At 41.2% G+C, this 15,010-nt stretch carries 12 protein-coding genes; 11 read left to right on the top strand and 1 reads right to left on the bottom strand.

Annotated features, from left to right (window positions below):
- Positions 1 to 251: 251 nt before the first annotated feature.
- Positions 252 to 1,568 carry a 6-phospho-beta-glucosidase gene (locus tag DES38_RS06885; RefSeq protein ID WP_110251375.1) on the bottom strand — a complete coding sequence of 439 codons (1,317 nt, stop codon included), beginning with the start codon at positions 1,566 to 1,568 and terminating at the stop codon, positions 252 to 254.
- Positions 1,569 to 1,861: 293 nt separating this feature from the next.
- Here DES38_RS06885 and DES38_RS06880 point away from each other — a divergent pair, with 293 nt between their 5' ends.
- The 11 genes from DES38_RS06880 to DES38_RS06830 all read left to right on the top strand — a co-directional run bounded on the left by DES38_RS06880 (position 1,862) and on the right by DES38_RS06830 (position 14,962).
- Entirely contained in the window at positions 1,862 to 2,902 is a 1,041-nt protein-coding gene (locus DES38_RS06880) for a DUF3048 domain-containing protein (protein ID WP_110251374.1), read from the top strand.
- 17 nt (positions 2,903 to 2,919) lie between these two features.
- Complete coding sequence (locus DES38_RS06875; RefSeq protein WP_110251373.1) at positions 2,920 to 3,222, top strand: YerC/YecD family TrpR-related protein; 303 nt, start codon at positions 2,920 to 2,922, stop codon at positions 3,220 to 3,222.
- Positions 3,219 to 4,205: a Gfo/Idh/MocA family protein gene (locus DES38_RS06870; RefSeq protein ID WP_110251372.1), complete on the top strand. Its 987-nt coding sequence runs from the start codon at positions 3,219 to 3,221 to the stop codon at positions 4,203 to 4,205. Before DES38_RS06875 ends, DES38_RS06870 begins: the two co-directional genes overlap by 4 nt.
- 188 nt (positions 4,206 to 4,393) lie before the next feature.
- A complete protein-coding gene (gene pcrB / locus DES38_RS06865) occupies positions 4,394 to 5,080 on the top strand; it encodes a heptaprenylglyceryl phosphate synthase (protein ID WP_110251371.1) in 687 nt (228 codons plus the stop codon).
- A 13-nt stretch (positions 5,081 to 5,093) separates the two neighbouring features.
- Entirely contained in the window at positions 5,094 to 7,319 is a 2,226-nt protein-coding gene (gene pcrA / locus DES38_RS06860) for a DNA helicase PcrA (RefSeq protein WP_110251370.1), read from the top strand.
- Positions 7,320 to 7,333: 14 nt separating this feature from the next.
- A complete protein-coding gene (gene ligA / locus DES38_RS06855; protein ID WP_425450537.1) occupies positions 7,334 to 9,331 on the top strand; it encodes an NAD-dependent DNA ligase LigA in 1,998 nt (665 codons plus the stop codon).
- Positions 9,332 to 9,347: 16 nt separating this feature from the next.
- Complete coding sequence (locus DES38_RS06850) at positions 9,348 to 10,505, top strand: CamS family sex pheromone protein (protein WP_110251368.1); 1,158 nt, start codon at positions 9,348 to 9,350, stop codon at positions 10,503 to 10,505.
- Positions 10,506 to 10,630: 125 nt separating this feature from the next.
- Positions 10,631 to 10,918 (top strand): Asp-tRNA(Asn)/Glu-tRNA(Gln) amidotransferase subunit GatC, encoded by a 288-nt coding sequence (gene gatC / locus DES38_RS06845; protein WP_110251367.1) that lies wholly within the window; start codon positions 10,631 to 10,633, stop codon positions 10,916 to 10,918.
- Between the two features lie 14 nt (positions 10,919 to 10,932).
- Positions 10,933 to 12,411, top strand: coding sequence for an Asp-tRNA(Asn)/Glu-tRNA(Gln) amidotransferase subunit GatA (gene gatA, locus DES38_RS06840; RefSeq protein ID WP_110251366.1), 1,479 nt, complete (start codon positions 10,933 to 10,935; stop codon positions 12,409 to 12,411).
- On the top strand, positions 12,411 to 13,841 hold the full coding sequence (gene gatB / locus DES38_RS06835) for an Asp-tRNA(Asn)/Glu-tRNA(Gln) amidotransferase subunit GatB (RefSeq protein ID WP_110251365.1): 1,431 nt from the start codon (positions 12,411 to 12,413) through the stop codon (positions 13,839 to 13,841). Before gatA ends, gatB begins: the two co-directional genes overlap by 1 nt.
- Positions 13,842 to 13,984: 143 nt before the next feature.
- Complete coding sequence (locus tag DES38_RS06830) at positions 13,985 to 14,962, top strand: diacylglycerol kinase (protein ID WP_110251364.1); 978 nt, start codon at positions 13,985 to 13,987, stop codon at positions 14,960 to 14,962.
- Positions 14,963 to 15,010 lie beyond the last annotated feature (48 nt).

The raw sequence follows: 15,010 nt of genomic DNA, 5'->3' as shown, positions 1-15,010 counted from the left end.
GTTCCTCCGTTATGTATTTTTTGTCCATGTTTTATCGTGCCCGATTAGACATAGAAAAGCAAGTGAAATGACTTTAGCGTTATTCTTTTACTGATCAGGTTAATGGTTGTCACCATTTCTGGAAAAAGAAGCCACATATCCATCAAAATATTAGTTTTTCTCAAGTGCCCCTATTGCTAGCAATTATGTATAAAGCAAAAGAAACCCCCTCATCGCATGTTCGCGATGAGGGGGGTGAGCTAACTGATTTATTACTTAAAGAATTGCGGTAAATATTGTTTATGAGCTTCCATCATTTCATCGACAATCGCTCTGGCAATTGTATCAGAAGGCGTCAATGGATTAATCGCTAAGGCTGTGACCGCTAAATCATAATTGCCAGTCACAGCTGCTTCTGCACTAAGGCGTTCAAAGGATTTAATCTGTTGCACCAATCCCCGTGTTGCCACAGGTAAGTCGCCGATGGCAATCGGTTTAGGACCATCTTTTGTGATTACCGAACTGATTTCTACTGCTGACTCATCTGGAAGTGATTTTATCGCCCCGTTGTTTCTCGTATTGACAGGTTGAATATCACACGTGTCATTATAAATAGAAGTGATTAACCGAACCGCAGCCTCAGAGTAATAAGCGCCCCCACGCTCTTCTAGCTGAGGAGGTTTGATGGCTAAGTTTTCATCTTGATAAAGTTCAAACAGCTCACTTTCAAGTTTTAAGACAACTTCTGCTCGTGTCCCTTGTTCTTTGGCTTCTTTGTGCTGTTTTTCAAGCATATCACGGTGTTTGTAGTAGTAATTGTGATACGGGCATGTTAACACACCTAACGCACGAATAAAGGCAGGATCATAACCAATACCTTCGATGTTCTTCACAAAACTTGTTTGTTCAGGGTCGGTTAACTTATCAACGACCTCATCTTTGACACTGACACCATCAAGAAATACATCGAGGCCGTATACCATATGATTTAACCCGGCAAAGTCAATTCGAATCCGAGAGTGGTCAACATCAAGTAACTTTGCTACGCCCATTTCAATGCCAATGGGTACGTTGCAAAGACCGACAACTTTCTTAATGTTAGAGTAACGTAAAACAGCCTCAGTCACCATACCAGCAGGGTTGGTAAAGTTGATTAACCAAGCATTTGGACAGAGACGCTCAATGTCACGGCAGATGTCTAAAATGACTGGAATAGTGCGCAAGCCTTTAAATAAACCACCTGCACCGTTGGTTTCTTGCCCGATAACATCATACGTTAACGGGATACGCTCATCTTTTCCGCGCGCTTCCAGTAAACCAACCCGAAACTGGGTTGTTACAAAGTCAGCATTTTTGAGTGCTGCTTCTCGGTTAAGTGTTAAATGGACATCAATGGGTAAGCCGGCTTTTTTTATCATACGCATTGCTAGTGCACCAACAATGTTTAACTTATCCTCGCCTGCTTTAATATCGACAAGCCATAATTCGGTAACTGGAAATTCATCGTAATGCTTAATCAATCCTTCGACCAATTCAGGGGTATAACTAGAACCGCCGCCAATCGTTGCAATTTTTAGTTGTTTTGTCATGCTATGTCCTCCTCTGTGTTACTGATAGTTGTGTGATTATCGTACTGCTAAGCTAAGTGTATAACATGTATTAGAAATGGGATAGAGCATGGAAGAAAGCGGTCGATTATCACGTTGGTTGTGATATGTTTCGCATGTGTTACAACCTGTAACATATGCGCGAGCATTAATAAAAAGTATCTAAACCATGATGATAAGCCTACAATTGATTTATGTTACCCGGTTTGTGTGATTATTTGTTATACTTAAAGAAGACAATGGAGTCAATCATTTTAGTGAAGGGTGATGAGCGAATGAAAAGATACATACTGTTAGTGATGTTAAGTATGCTTGTGTTTGTTGGGTGTAGTAATGATGAAGATGCAGAACGCCAAGTAACTGATCACAGTAAAAACGATACGACGGAAAAAGAGAGAGAGCCAATCGAGGTTGAGGAAAAAGAACGTTTCCCACTAACTGGTATTGAAACAGACGAGGTACCCACGCAACGTTTTATAAACGTTATGGTTAATAACCATCCGCGTGCTAGACCGCAGTCTGGCTTATCTCAAGCCGATATGGTATTTGAAATTTTATCTGAAGGACAAACAACGAGATTAATGGCAATGTTCCATAGCGAACAACCAGAGGTTGTCGGACCGGTACGAAGCGCACGACCTTATTACTTTAATTTGGCTGATGACTATAATGCGCTATATGTTTACCACGGCGCAGCGACGTTTATTGAAAATATGTTAAAAAATGGTGCGGCAGACCATCTGAATGGTGCGTATTATGATAATGACCGTCAACTGTTTAAGCGCGAGTCATTCCGGGTTGCACCGCACAACTCTTACGTTATCTTTGATGCGATTGCAGAAACTGCAAAAGAAAAAGGGTATGAAATGGAAACCACTTACGAGCCATTAACCTTCTTATCTGATGAAGAAATGACCGGTCTTGAGGGGAACCCAGCAAATGAGGTAACCTTGTATTACGGGAATGAATCAGTCCGGTACGTTTATCAATCAGATACAGAAACCTACCATCGCTACAACGGACAAAGTCAAACGGTTGAGTTATCAGACAGTACGCCAATTGCTTTAGATAACGTCTTTATTTTAGAAACGTATCACGAAATTGCTGATGATGTTGGCCGTCGTGAAATTGATTTCTCAAGTGGTGGTGATGCGCTCTTAATCCAAAAAGGTGTGGCTAAAGAAGTAGCTTGGGAAAACAGAGATGGACGGATTATTCCTGTTCAAAGCGGAGAAGCGGTTGGGTTCGTTCCTGGTAAAACATGGATTAATGTTATTCCAACGTCAACCGGTATTGAACGTGTCACAGTCGAATAAAGGGGGAGACAGTAACGATGCAGATAGACAAATTACGCGGTGACCAGCTCGACCAGTTGTTTGAAGCGATTTTATCATTAGAAAATAAAGAAGAATGCTATCAATTTTTTGATGATTTGGCCACGATGAACGAACTTCAAGCATTGATGCAGCGTTTAACGGTTGCAAAGATGCTATCAGAAGGACAAACCTATCATGCGATTGTTGATGAGTCACATGCGTCGACCACAACGATTTCGAGAGTAAAGCGTTGTTTAACCTATGGTAGTGGCGGTTATGAAACGGTGTTAGCGCGGATAAATAAGGAGGAAGGCAAATGATACGTTTAGGAATCATTGGAACAAATTGGATTACTGATCGGTTTTTGGATGCAGCTTTACAAACGAAACAATACACGGTGGGTGCGGTCTATTCACGGACAACCGAAAAGGCAAAAGCGTTTGCTGAAAAGTATGATTGTGATGTAACCTACACTGACATGGAAGGCTTTAGTCAAAGCAAAGCGTTTGATGCGGTTTATATTGCAAGCCCTACGGCACTTCATGCTGAACAAGCAATAATGTGTTTACAAGGTAAAAAACATGTACTCGTTGAGAAGCCGATGGCTTCAAATCAAAGAGAAGTTCAAGCAATGATTGAGGCAGCAAAAACAAATAATGTTACGTTGATGGAAGCGATGAAAACAACACACGTACCAAACTTCGAACAGTTGAAGGAGATGTTTGATGCGATTGCGCCGATTCGTCGAATCGTTGGCAACTTCTGTCAGTATTCATCACGTTATGATCGCTATAAAGAAGGTGAAATACTTAATGCCTTTAAACCAGATTTATCAAACGGTTCCTTGATGGACATTGGCGTTTATACCATTTATCCGATTGTACAGTTATTTGGCGCACCAAAACGCGTTGAAGCCGCAGCGCATATGTTAGCGTCAGGAGTAGACGGTGCAGGGACTGTTTTACTGGATTATGGAGATTTTCAAGCGGATTTAATGTTCTCTAAAATTACCAACAGCGGACTAGCATCTGAGGTGCAAGGTGAGAACGGTTCGATTGTTATAAAAAAATGGAGTGACATGCTTGGGTTAACGTTAATTGATAAAGAAGGAAATGAAAGTGATATTAGTGTGGATCAACGAACGAATTCAATGTACTATGAAGCAGACCACTTTGCTGCGCTCATTAAAGCAGGGGAAATCGAAAGTAATGTGAATCGTTTTGAGGTGTCCCTGCAGACGATGGACGTATTAGATACAGCACGCGCAAAAATCGGATTAGTCTTCCCAAGTGACAAAAAATAAAAACATAAAGATGAAAAACACATCGGTGTAAAACTGCTGGGCAGTTGAGCGTGGATGTGTTTTTCTTTTTTTACAGATAAAGGAATGGCGCTAGAGATTTTCTCGATTTTCTTAGTGCAATTTAACAAACATATGTCCGTTTTTGTTATAATAAAATGATGAATTTCAATATAAAGTGAGGGTTCGATATGTTAGATAGCTCAACATGGCGACATGTATTTAAATTAGACCCAGCAAAAGCGTTAACGGACGAACAATTAGATCAAGTTTGCACTTCCGGTACCGATGCGATTATTGTCGGTGGAACCGATCAGATCACCTTAGATGGTGTCCTTGACTTACTGTCACATATTCGTCGATTTGAAGTCCCGGTTGTGTTAGAAGTTACCAATAAAGACGCAATTTCTCCTGGATTTGACTACTACTTCATTCCTCTTGTTCTAAATGCCACAAATAAAAAATGGATGATGGATGTACAACATGAAGCGATTAAAACCTTCGGACCGATGATAAATTTTGATCAAGTAAGCGCTGAAGGTTATTGTATTATGAACCCAGAGGCGAAGGCTTATAAAAAAGCACAATGCCGCTTGCCAGATAAGGAAGATGTGATTGCATATGCAAAGATGACAGAACACGTCTTTCACTTGCCGTTCTTTTACTTAGAGTATTCTGGAACTTATGGTGACGTCGAACTGTTAAAAGCAATTCGTCCACACTTGAAAGAAACACAACTCATTTACGGTGGTGGCATTTATACCTTAGCGGATGCAGAAAAAATGGCAGCTTATGCTGATACGGTTGTGGTTGGAAACAGCTTATATACCGATTTCAAACAAGCAATCAAAACAGTGCAAATTAAACAGATAACTTAAGGCGGTGAGAGATTTGAGTCAACCGATTCGTGATTTACTTAAAGGGTTAAACCCAAAACAAAAGGAAGCAGTTAAACACACCAATGGTCCATTACTAATCATGGCTGGTGCAGGTAGTGGCAAAACACGTGTTTTAACGCATCGAATTGCTTACTTACTCGAAGAAAAGGATGTCGCAGCACGTAACGTGCTAGCAATTACCTTCACAAATAAAGCAGCACGTGAAATGAAATCACGGGTAGAAGCACTCGTCGGGCCGGAGGCACAATACATGTGGGTATCAACATTCCACTCGATGTGTGTAAGGATTTTACGTCGAGATATTGACCAAATTGGTTACAATAAAAACTTTACGATTTTTGATACAGGTGATCAATTGACCGTGATTAAAAATGTGTTAAAGAACCGAAATATTGATACAAAGCAATTTGAACCGCGTGCGATGCTAGGGCTAATTAGTCAGGCGAAAAATGATTTAGTTACCGCGAGTGCCTATCAGAAAAATGCCGCAAATTACTATGAAAAAGTCGTTGCTGATGTTTACAAAGGGTATGAACAAACGCTTAGGAAAAATCAATCGCTTGATTTTGATGATTTAATTATGCAGACGATTACGTTGTTTGACCGGGTACCTGAAGTACTCGATTATTATCAACACCGGTTTCAGTATATCCATGTCGATGAGTATCAAGATACGAACTACGCCCAGTACTATTTAGTCAAACAACTTGCTAAGCGCTACAAGAACCTCTGTGTTGTTGGTGATTCCGATCAATCAATTTACCGCTGGCGCGGGGCAGATATTAAAAATATTCTAGATTTCGAAAAGGACTATCCTAACGCAGAAGTGGTGCTGCTTGAACAGAATTATCGTTCAACAGATTCAATTCTTAAAGCAGCTAATGCGGTGATTGAAAACAATCGTGATCGGCGACCAAAGAAGTTATGGACAGAAAATGATGGGGGAACCCAAATTAATTACTTTAAAGCACGTAGTGAGCAAGAAGAAGGGCTTTATGTCGCCGAAGAAATTGATAATATCATTGAAACAAAAGCATATCACTACCGGGATGTTGCCATTCTTTACCGGACCAATGCACAATCGCGTTCGATTGAGGAAACCTTTGTGAAGGCAAATATTCCTTATCAGATGGTTGGCGGTACGAAGTTCTATGACCGTAAAGAAATTAAAGATTTACTGGCTTACTTACGCCTGATTGCGAATCCAGAGGATGATGTGAGTTTTGCACGGGTCGTCAATGAGCCTAAGCGTGGTGTGGGTAAGACGTCGCTTGAAAAACTGCAAGCTTATGCAGAATTGCATGACATTGCCTTAATGACGGCAATCAAAGAGATTGACTTTGTCGGTCTCAGTAAACGTGCCACGCAAGCGTTGAGTCACTTTAGTGAAATGGTCTGGAATTGGCATCAGCAACAGGAATTTCTATCTGCGACGGATATCGTTGAAGATGTACTTGAGCGGACCGGTTATGAGGCAATGCTTGAAAATGAGCGAACCATAGAAGCACAAACACGGCTTGAGAACATTAATGAGTTCAAAACAGTGACCCAGCACTTTGAAGCGGGGAGTGATGAAGACCAAACGTTAGTCACCTTCTTAACGGACCTGGCGTTAATTAGCGACATCGACAAAATTGATGATGATCCGGATGCCGATAACAAAGTGACCTTAATGACGTTACATGCGGCCAAAGGTCTCGAATTTCCGGTCGTATTTTTGATTGGTTTAGAAGAAAATGTGTTCCCGCACAGCCGGTCAATGTTTGATGAAGAAGAAATGAACGAGGAACGTCGCCTTGCTTATGTTGGAATTACCCGAGCTGAAAAACTGTTATATTTAACACACGCGAATATGCGGACGTTATATGGTCGTACGAACTTTAATCCGATGAGTCGGTTTATTGATGAAATTCCGAGTGAATTGATTGCTGGAAATGAAACCAGTGAGGATCCGTTTGGGTTACCGGTGAAAAAACAAGCCTTGCAACAGAAGCAACAGCCAACCTCTAAGGTGAGGCGCGCTCAGAAAAAAACAAGTGGTAGTGAACATGCCGCTTGGAAAGCTGGGGACAAAGCTAATCATAAAAAATGGGGGATTGGTACCGTTGTAAAAGTATCAGGGGATAGTGATAGTTTAGAACTTGATATTGCCTTCCCTGCACCGGTTGGCTTGAAACGATTGATTGCACAATTTGCACCAATCACGAAAGAAACGTAAGGAGAATGGTTGATATGGCTAACATAGATGAAAGAATAAAAGCGTTGACAGACCAATTAAATAAGTACAGTCACGAGTATTATGTCCTTGATCAACCTTCAGTACCCGACAGCGAATATGATCAATTATTGCAAGAATTAATCAAACTTGAAGAAGCATACCCTGAGAAGAAACAGGCCCATTCACCGACTGAACGCGTAGGTGGTAAAGTCTTAGATGGATTCACTAAAGTGACGCATGAGCGTCCGATGCTTAGCTTAGCTAATGCGTTTAACGAAGAGGATCTTCGTGATTTTGACCGCCGAGTCAAAGCAGGCCTAGATGTGGACGATGTTAGCTATGTGGCTGAACTTAAAATTGATGGTTTGGCAGTATCGCTTCGCTATCAAGATGGCGAGTTTGTCCGTGGTGCTACCCGTGGTGATGGGGAGATTGGTGAAGATATTACACAAAACTTAAAAACGATTAATAGTATTCCACTTAAAATTGATGAGCCGGGTACCTTTGAAGCACGCGGGGAAGCCTTTATGCCGAAAACGTCATTTATGCACTTAAATAAAGCGCGTGAAATAAACGAGGAAGAGCCGTTCGCCAACCCGCGTAACGCAGCGGCCGGGTCTTTGCGTCAACTTGACTCTAAAGTCGCTGCGAAGCGTCATCTAGATATCTTTCTTTATGCGATTGGCCAGTGGGAAAATCGCAGCATGGAAACGCATAGTGCTGATCTAACTTATCTCCGTTCCTTAGGATTTAAAACAAATACGGAGTGGAAGGATTGCCAAACCATTGATGAAGTCATCGCCTTTATCGAACATTGGCAAGTCAGACGTGCTGATTTAACTTATGAAATTGATGGCATTGTGATTAAGGTGGATCGTCTTAGTTACCAAGAGCGTTTGGGGAGAACGGCGAAAAGTCCGCGATGGGCGATTGCTTACAAGTTTCCAGCTGAAGAAGTGGCAACCACTTTACGAGCGATTGAATTTAGCGTAGGTCGCACCGGTGTTGTCACACCGACTGCTATTCTTGAACCCGTTAAAGTGGCTGGTACGACAGTTGGGCGGGCATCGCTCCATAATGAAGATTACATTAAGGAAAAAGACATTCGTTTAAATGATCGTGTAATTATTAAAAAAGCAGGCGACATCATTCCAGAGGTTGTGAAAGTTATCGTCGATGAGCGTCCTGAAAATAGCGAAGCCTTTCACATGCCGACACACTGTCCGAGTTGCGGTTCTGAGTTGGTCCGACTTGATGAGGAAGTGGCGCTTCGTTGCATTAATCCTAGCTGTCCAGCGCAACTAAAAGAAGGGCTAACCCACTTTGTTTCACGCTTGGCAATGAACATTGATGGCTTAGGTGAGAAAGTCATTGAGCAGCTCTATGACCATGAACTGGTACATGATGTGAGTGACTTATATCGCTTGAAACGGGACGAGTTGTTGCAACTTGAGCGAATGGGAGATAAATCAGTGGATAATCTTTTGACAGCAATTGAAGCGTCAAAGACGAACTCATTAGAACGTCTCCTGTTTGGATTAGGCATTCGCTTCATAGGCTCAAAAGCGGCAAAAACGCTAGCGCAACATGCAGAGACGATTGAGCAATTAGCAAGTATGACTAAAGAGAACCTTGAAGCTATTGATGAAATTGGAGAAAAAATGGCTGATTCGGTGGTGCAATATTTTAATGAGCCCCATGTGGAAGAGCTCTTGTCTCGGTTAAGAGCGAGCGGAGTAAATATGGTCTATAAAGGACCGAAACGAGCAACAAGTGAACCCACGCCGTTTACTGGCTTGACGATGGTGTTAACCGGTACACTTGAACACTATACGCGCCAAGACTTAAAGGTGAAATTAGAGGTGCTGGGCGCTAAAGTAACTGGCAGTGTATCAAAGAAAACAGACGTACTGGTTGCTGGGGAAGAAGCAGGTTCGAAATTAGAAAAAGCAAATAAACTAGGCATTGAAGTGTGGGATGAGGCGACCCTGCTTGAACGGTTGCCTGAGTGAGAAAGGAGGACATTTGATGAAACGTATACTGTTATATATAATCGCTTCGGTCCTCTTGGTTGGGTGTGCACCTAACTTTAATGATCCTGAAGAGGTTGTTGACGAAACACTACCAACTGAACAACAGGAAACAGCGATTATCCCAAGTTATGAAGTGTCAGATTCAGAATACCAAGTGTTACTGCCCTATCGACTTAGTCAGTCTCGAGGCGTAACGACTAATCAAGTGGCTAATCGCTTAGATATTCGAACCCTTGAGAATGATTTGCGACGTCATGCAGTTGATGTATTTGACCCGGATTCGCATTTCTTTCAAGAGGGACAGCAGATTGGCCAGAGTGAGCTGTATAGTTGGTTGGAGCGGGAATCAGAAGCGGCTCCATTTGGTTTAAACCCATCGGTTGACTATGCAACGGATGCGGCTACCGATGTGAAATTGGAGCAAGAGCGAGAAAACCCAAAATATTTATCGCATATTTTAGAACAAAACTTTTTAAAGCGAACGGATGATCAATCAGTTCAATTAGCGGGGATTGCTCTTGGGATTGCGATGAAATCAAATTATAGTTTTCAAACGGAAGTAGGCGGTCCGACATATTATGAGGATATTCCAGAGTCAACCATGATGACGGAAGCGAATCGCATTGCGGATACAGTTGTGGAGCGTTTGAGACAAAAAGATGGTTTGACTGATGTACCCATTATGCTGGCAATTTACCGAGAGGCGCCAAGAAGTGGACTCGTTCCAGGAAACTTTGTAGCTCAAACAACGGTTTCAGGAGGATCATCTTCTGTCGGTGATTGGGAAACGATTAATGATAATTATGTTCTCTTCCCGTCCACAGAGGCAAGGAATTTAGATCCAGATTTATCGGCAACAATAGAAGATTTTAAGCAAGACATTGCCGAATTTTTCCCGAATTATGTGGGTCTCATTGGTGAGGGATTCTTCATTGGTGATCAAATTCAGTCATTAACATTAGAGATTCCGATCGAGTTTCAAGGACAGGCCGAAGTTGTAGGTTTTACCCAATATGTTTACGGGTTAGTAATGGAGAGCTTCCAAAGCTATTTTGATATTGAAGTCATTATCAAGTCGAGTAATAAACAAGAAAGCTTAATTACTCGAAAACGTGGTGAAGATGAACCGTTTGTTCATGTATATGAACGTTAAGTTGTAGGTATTGCTCGAAATCTTCTGATAATAATTAACGAATAGTTGCCTAAACGCTTAAAAGTTTGCTATTATCAGAAGTATGTTTAACGACAGGTAGGAATAAATAGTGGAGGTGTAGATAAATGACAGATATTTCAAAAGATCAAGTAAGACATGTGGCACATTTAGCCCGTCTTGCGATTACAGATGATGAAGTAGATACAATGACAAAGCAATTAGGTGATATTATTCACTATGCAGAACTTTTAAACGAACTTGATACAACAGGGGTCGAACCAACCACGCACGTACTGGATTTAAAAAATGTGATGCGTAAAGATGAACCACGTAAGTGGATTGATCGTGAAGATGCGTTAAATAATGCGACAGATCATCAGAACAATCAGTTTAAAGTCCCAACAATTTTATAATAGGAGGCACGTCAATGTCTGTTTTTGATTATACATTAGAAGAATTACAACAGAAGCTACATAACAAAGAACTAACCGTTACGGATTTAGTTCAAGCTTCTTATGACCAAATCGATGCTGTAGACGATCAAGTCAAGGCATTCATTACCCTTAACAAAGAAGCTGCCTTGAAACAAGCGGCACAATTAGATCAAGAGATTGATCAAAATAACCATCCCTTATTTGGGATTCCAGCAGGTATTAAAGATAACATCGTCACTAAAGGGCTACGGACAACATGTGCGAGTCAATTATTAAGTAACTTTGATAACCCCTTGTATGATGCGACCGTGATGGAACGTTTGAACAAAAAGAATGTGATTACGATCGGTAAGTTAAACATGGATGAGTTTGCGATGGGTTCAACAACTGAAAATTCAAGTTATTTTGATACGCGAAACCCGTGGAATACCGATTATGTTCCCGGTGGTTCAAGCGGTGGTTCAGCAGCTTCTGTGGCAGCCGGAGAAGTATTCTTCTCTCTCGGTTCAGATACAGGTGGATCGATTCGTCAACCTGCTTCATTTTGCGGGGTTGTCGGTTTAAAACCAACTTATGGTCTAGTTTCACGGTTTGGATTGGTAGCCTTTGCCTCATCACTTGATCAAATTGGACCATTAACGCGAACGGTCGAAGACAATGCCTATGTATTGAACGTCATTGCTGGTCATGACAAAATGGATTCAACATCAGCCAATGTGGATGTCCCTAATTATCATGATGCCCTAAAAAAGGGTGTCGAAGGATTGAAAATTGCTGTGCCGCGTGAATACTTATCGAGTCAAGAAGGTATTCAACCAGAAGTACGCGAAAAGGTTGAAGCAGCCATTGAAGTATTTAAATCATTAGGAGCAACGGTTGAAGAAGTATCATTGCCACATTCAAAATATGCAGTTGCGGCTTATTATTTACTTGCTTCTTCAGAAGCATCAGCAAACCTTGCCCGTTTTGATGGGATTCGTTATGGTAAACGGACCGATCATGCGGAGAATATGATTGATGTGTTTAAAAACACACGCAGTGAAGGTTTTGGTGATGAAGTTAAGCGCCGGATTATGCTTGGAACGTTTGCGCTTAGTTCAGGTTACTATGATGCCTATTACAAAAAAGCCCAACAAGTTCGAACGTTGATTAAACAAGATTTTGATAAAGTATTCGAAAACTACGACATCATCGTTGGACCAACCTCACCAACACCTGCTTATAAAGTTGGCGAGAAAATTGATGATCCACTGTTGATGTACGCAGATGACGTCTTAACCATTCCGGTTAACTTAGCAGGTGTCCCAGGGATGTCATTACCATGTGGTTTTAGTGACGATGAGGGCTTGCCAATTGGTTTGCAAATCATTGCGAAGCACTTTGATGAACAAATGATTTACCGTGCGGCTTATGCTTATGAACAAGCAACTGAACATCATAAGAAACGCCCAGTTATGGGAGGTGCAAAATAATGAATTTTGAAACAGTTATTGGTTTAGAAGTTCACGTTGAATTAAAAACCGATTCAAAAATATTTAGCCCGAGTTTTAACCACTTTGGTGCTGAACCAAATGAAAACATTAACCCAATTGATTTAGGATATCCAGGTGTTTTGCCGGTTTTAAATGAGGAAGCTGTCAACTATGCGATGAAAGCAGCAATGGCGATCAATTGTGAAATTGCTACTGATACGAAGTTTGACCGTAAAAACTATTTTTATCCGGATAATCCAAAAGCTTATCAAATTTCACAATTTGATCAACCGATTGGTGAGCATGGTTACATTGATATCGAAGTTGAAGGTCGGACAAAACGGATTGGTATTACTCGCTTGCATTTAGAAGAAGATGCAGGGAAACTTACCCACAGTGATGATGGTTATTCACTTGTCGATTATAATCGACAAGGAACACCACTGGTTGAAATTGTTTCTGAACCGGACTTACGTTCACCAGCGGAAGCCTATGCTTATTTAGAAAAAATTAAAAATATTATTCAGTATACGGGTGTATCAGACTGTAAGATGGAAGAAGGCTCACTTCGGTGTGATGCCAATATTTCAATTCGTCCTGTCGGACAAGAAGAATTTGGTGTGAAAACAGAACTGAAAAACCTTAACTCCTTCTCTTTTGTACAAAAGGGCTTGGAGTTTGAAGAAAAACGTCAACAAAAAGTATTGATGGCGGGTGGCGAGATTTTACAAGAGACACGTCGCTATGAAGAATCGACGAAAGAAACGGTCTTAATGCGTGTCAAAGAAGGTTCAGATGATTACCGTTATTTCCCGGAACCTGACTTGGTCCCCCTTTACATTGACGAAGACTGGAAGGCGCGTATCCGTGCGGAAATCCCGGAACTTCCTGATGCGCGTAAAAAACGTTACATTGAAGATTTAACATTACCAGCGTATGATGCGATGGTACTGACGAGCACAAAAGAAATGTCGGATTTCTTTGAAGCAACCATTGCGAGTGGTGCAGATGTGAAGCAAGCATCAAACTGGTTAATGGGTGAGGTTTCTGCGCACTTAAATAAACAGCAACTGGAACTTCATGATTTACCGATGACACCATCTGCATTAGCACGCATGATTACGTTAATTGAAGATGGCACGATTTCATCAAAAATGGCGAAGAAAGTTTTTGCTGAACTTGTTGAAAAAGGTGGCGATCCAGACGAGATTGTTAAAGCAAAAGGATTGGTGCAAATCTCAGATGAAGGTCAGTTAACAGAAATCATTACCGCAATCTTAGATCAAAATGAACAGTCGATTGAAGACTACAAAAATGGTAAAGATAAAGCCATTGGTTTCTTAGTAGGTCAAGTAATGAAACAAACCAAAGGACAGGCAAACCCACCGATGGTTAATAAAATTCTACTACAAGAAATGAATAAACGTTAAGTAAAGCAGGAGAATTACAATAGGTTAATTTTAGGCTATCAATACGTCGAGTATTGATAGCCTTTCTCTATAAAAAGTGCTATGATAAAGTTTGATGTAGACAAACAATGAACGAGCGTAAGAATGGGTAAGGGGGATTTTCTATGAAGACTGCACGAATTATTTACAATCCAACCTCAGGGCGTGAAGGGTTTAAAAATAAGCTTGCTGATGTACTGGCTCGGTTTGAACAAGCAGGGTATGTGACGTCTGCGCACCAAACAACAGCTAAAGGCAATGCGATCATCGCAGCTAAACAAGCATGTGAAGCAAGATTCGATTTAATTATTGCTGTCGGTGGTGATGGGACCATTAATGAAGTGGTCTCAGGGATGGCTGAACAAGCGTATCGACCTGCTTTAGGAATCATTCCAGCCGGAACAACCAATGATTTTGCGCGTGCCTTAAAAATTCCGCGGACAGTAGATAAGGCGGTTACGAGCATCATTAATGGTCGGATGGAGAAGTTAGACATCGGTAAAGTAAATAACCACTACTTTATTAACATTGCCGGTGGTGGTAAATTAACTGAAGTGTCTTATGAAGTACCAAGTAAACTTAAAACGGTATTAGGTCAATTGGCGTATGTGATGAAAGGGGCAGAAATGGTCCCGAGACTGCGTCCGATTCATACGACAATTGCGTATGATGGCGAAGTTTTTGAAGGAGAAATCATGTTGTTCTTAATTGCTAACTCTAACTCAGTGGGTGGGTTCGAAAAGTTAGCGCCTGATGCGACGATGAATGATGGCTTATTTGATTTATTTGTCCTGAAAAAAACAAATTTCGCAGAATTTATTCGCGTGATTACAGCGGCACTAAGAGGTCAACATCTTCATGACAAAAATGTTTTTCATGTAAAGGCAAAAGATATTCGTGTAACGACAGATGAGACCATGCAGCTCAATGTCGATGGTGAGTTTGGGGGATTGTTACCGGGTCATTTTACTAATCTGCCACAGCACATTACCTATATCTTACCGACGAATGAACAAGAAGAAGCTGATGAACAAGCAGCGGCACTTGAAGCAATTGCATTTCCTGATGATCTAACGGCACCTAAAAAAACAGATGAAGAATAATTGTTACTAATGACGAGTAAGAGATTCCTTGAACGTTCGGGGAATCTT

It is taken from the genome of Streptohalobacillus salinus, from assembly GCF_003201605.1.
Classification (GTDB): Bacteria; Bacillota; Bacilli; order Bacillales; family Amphibacillaceae; genus Streptohalobacillus; species Streptohalobacillus salinus.
Note: the sequence above shows the minus strand (reverse complement) of the source record. Positions and strands in the feature narration are given on the sequence as shown.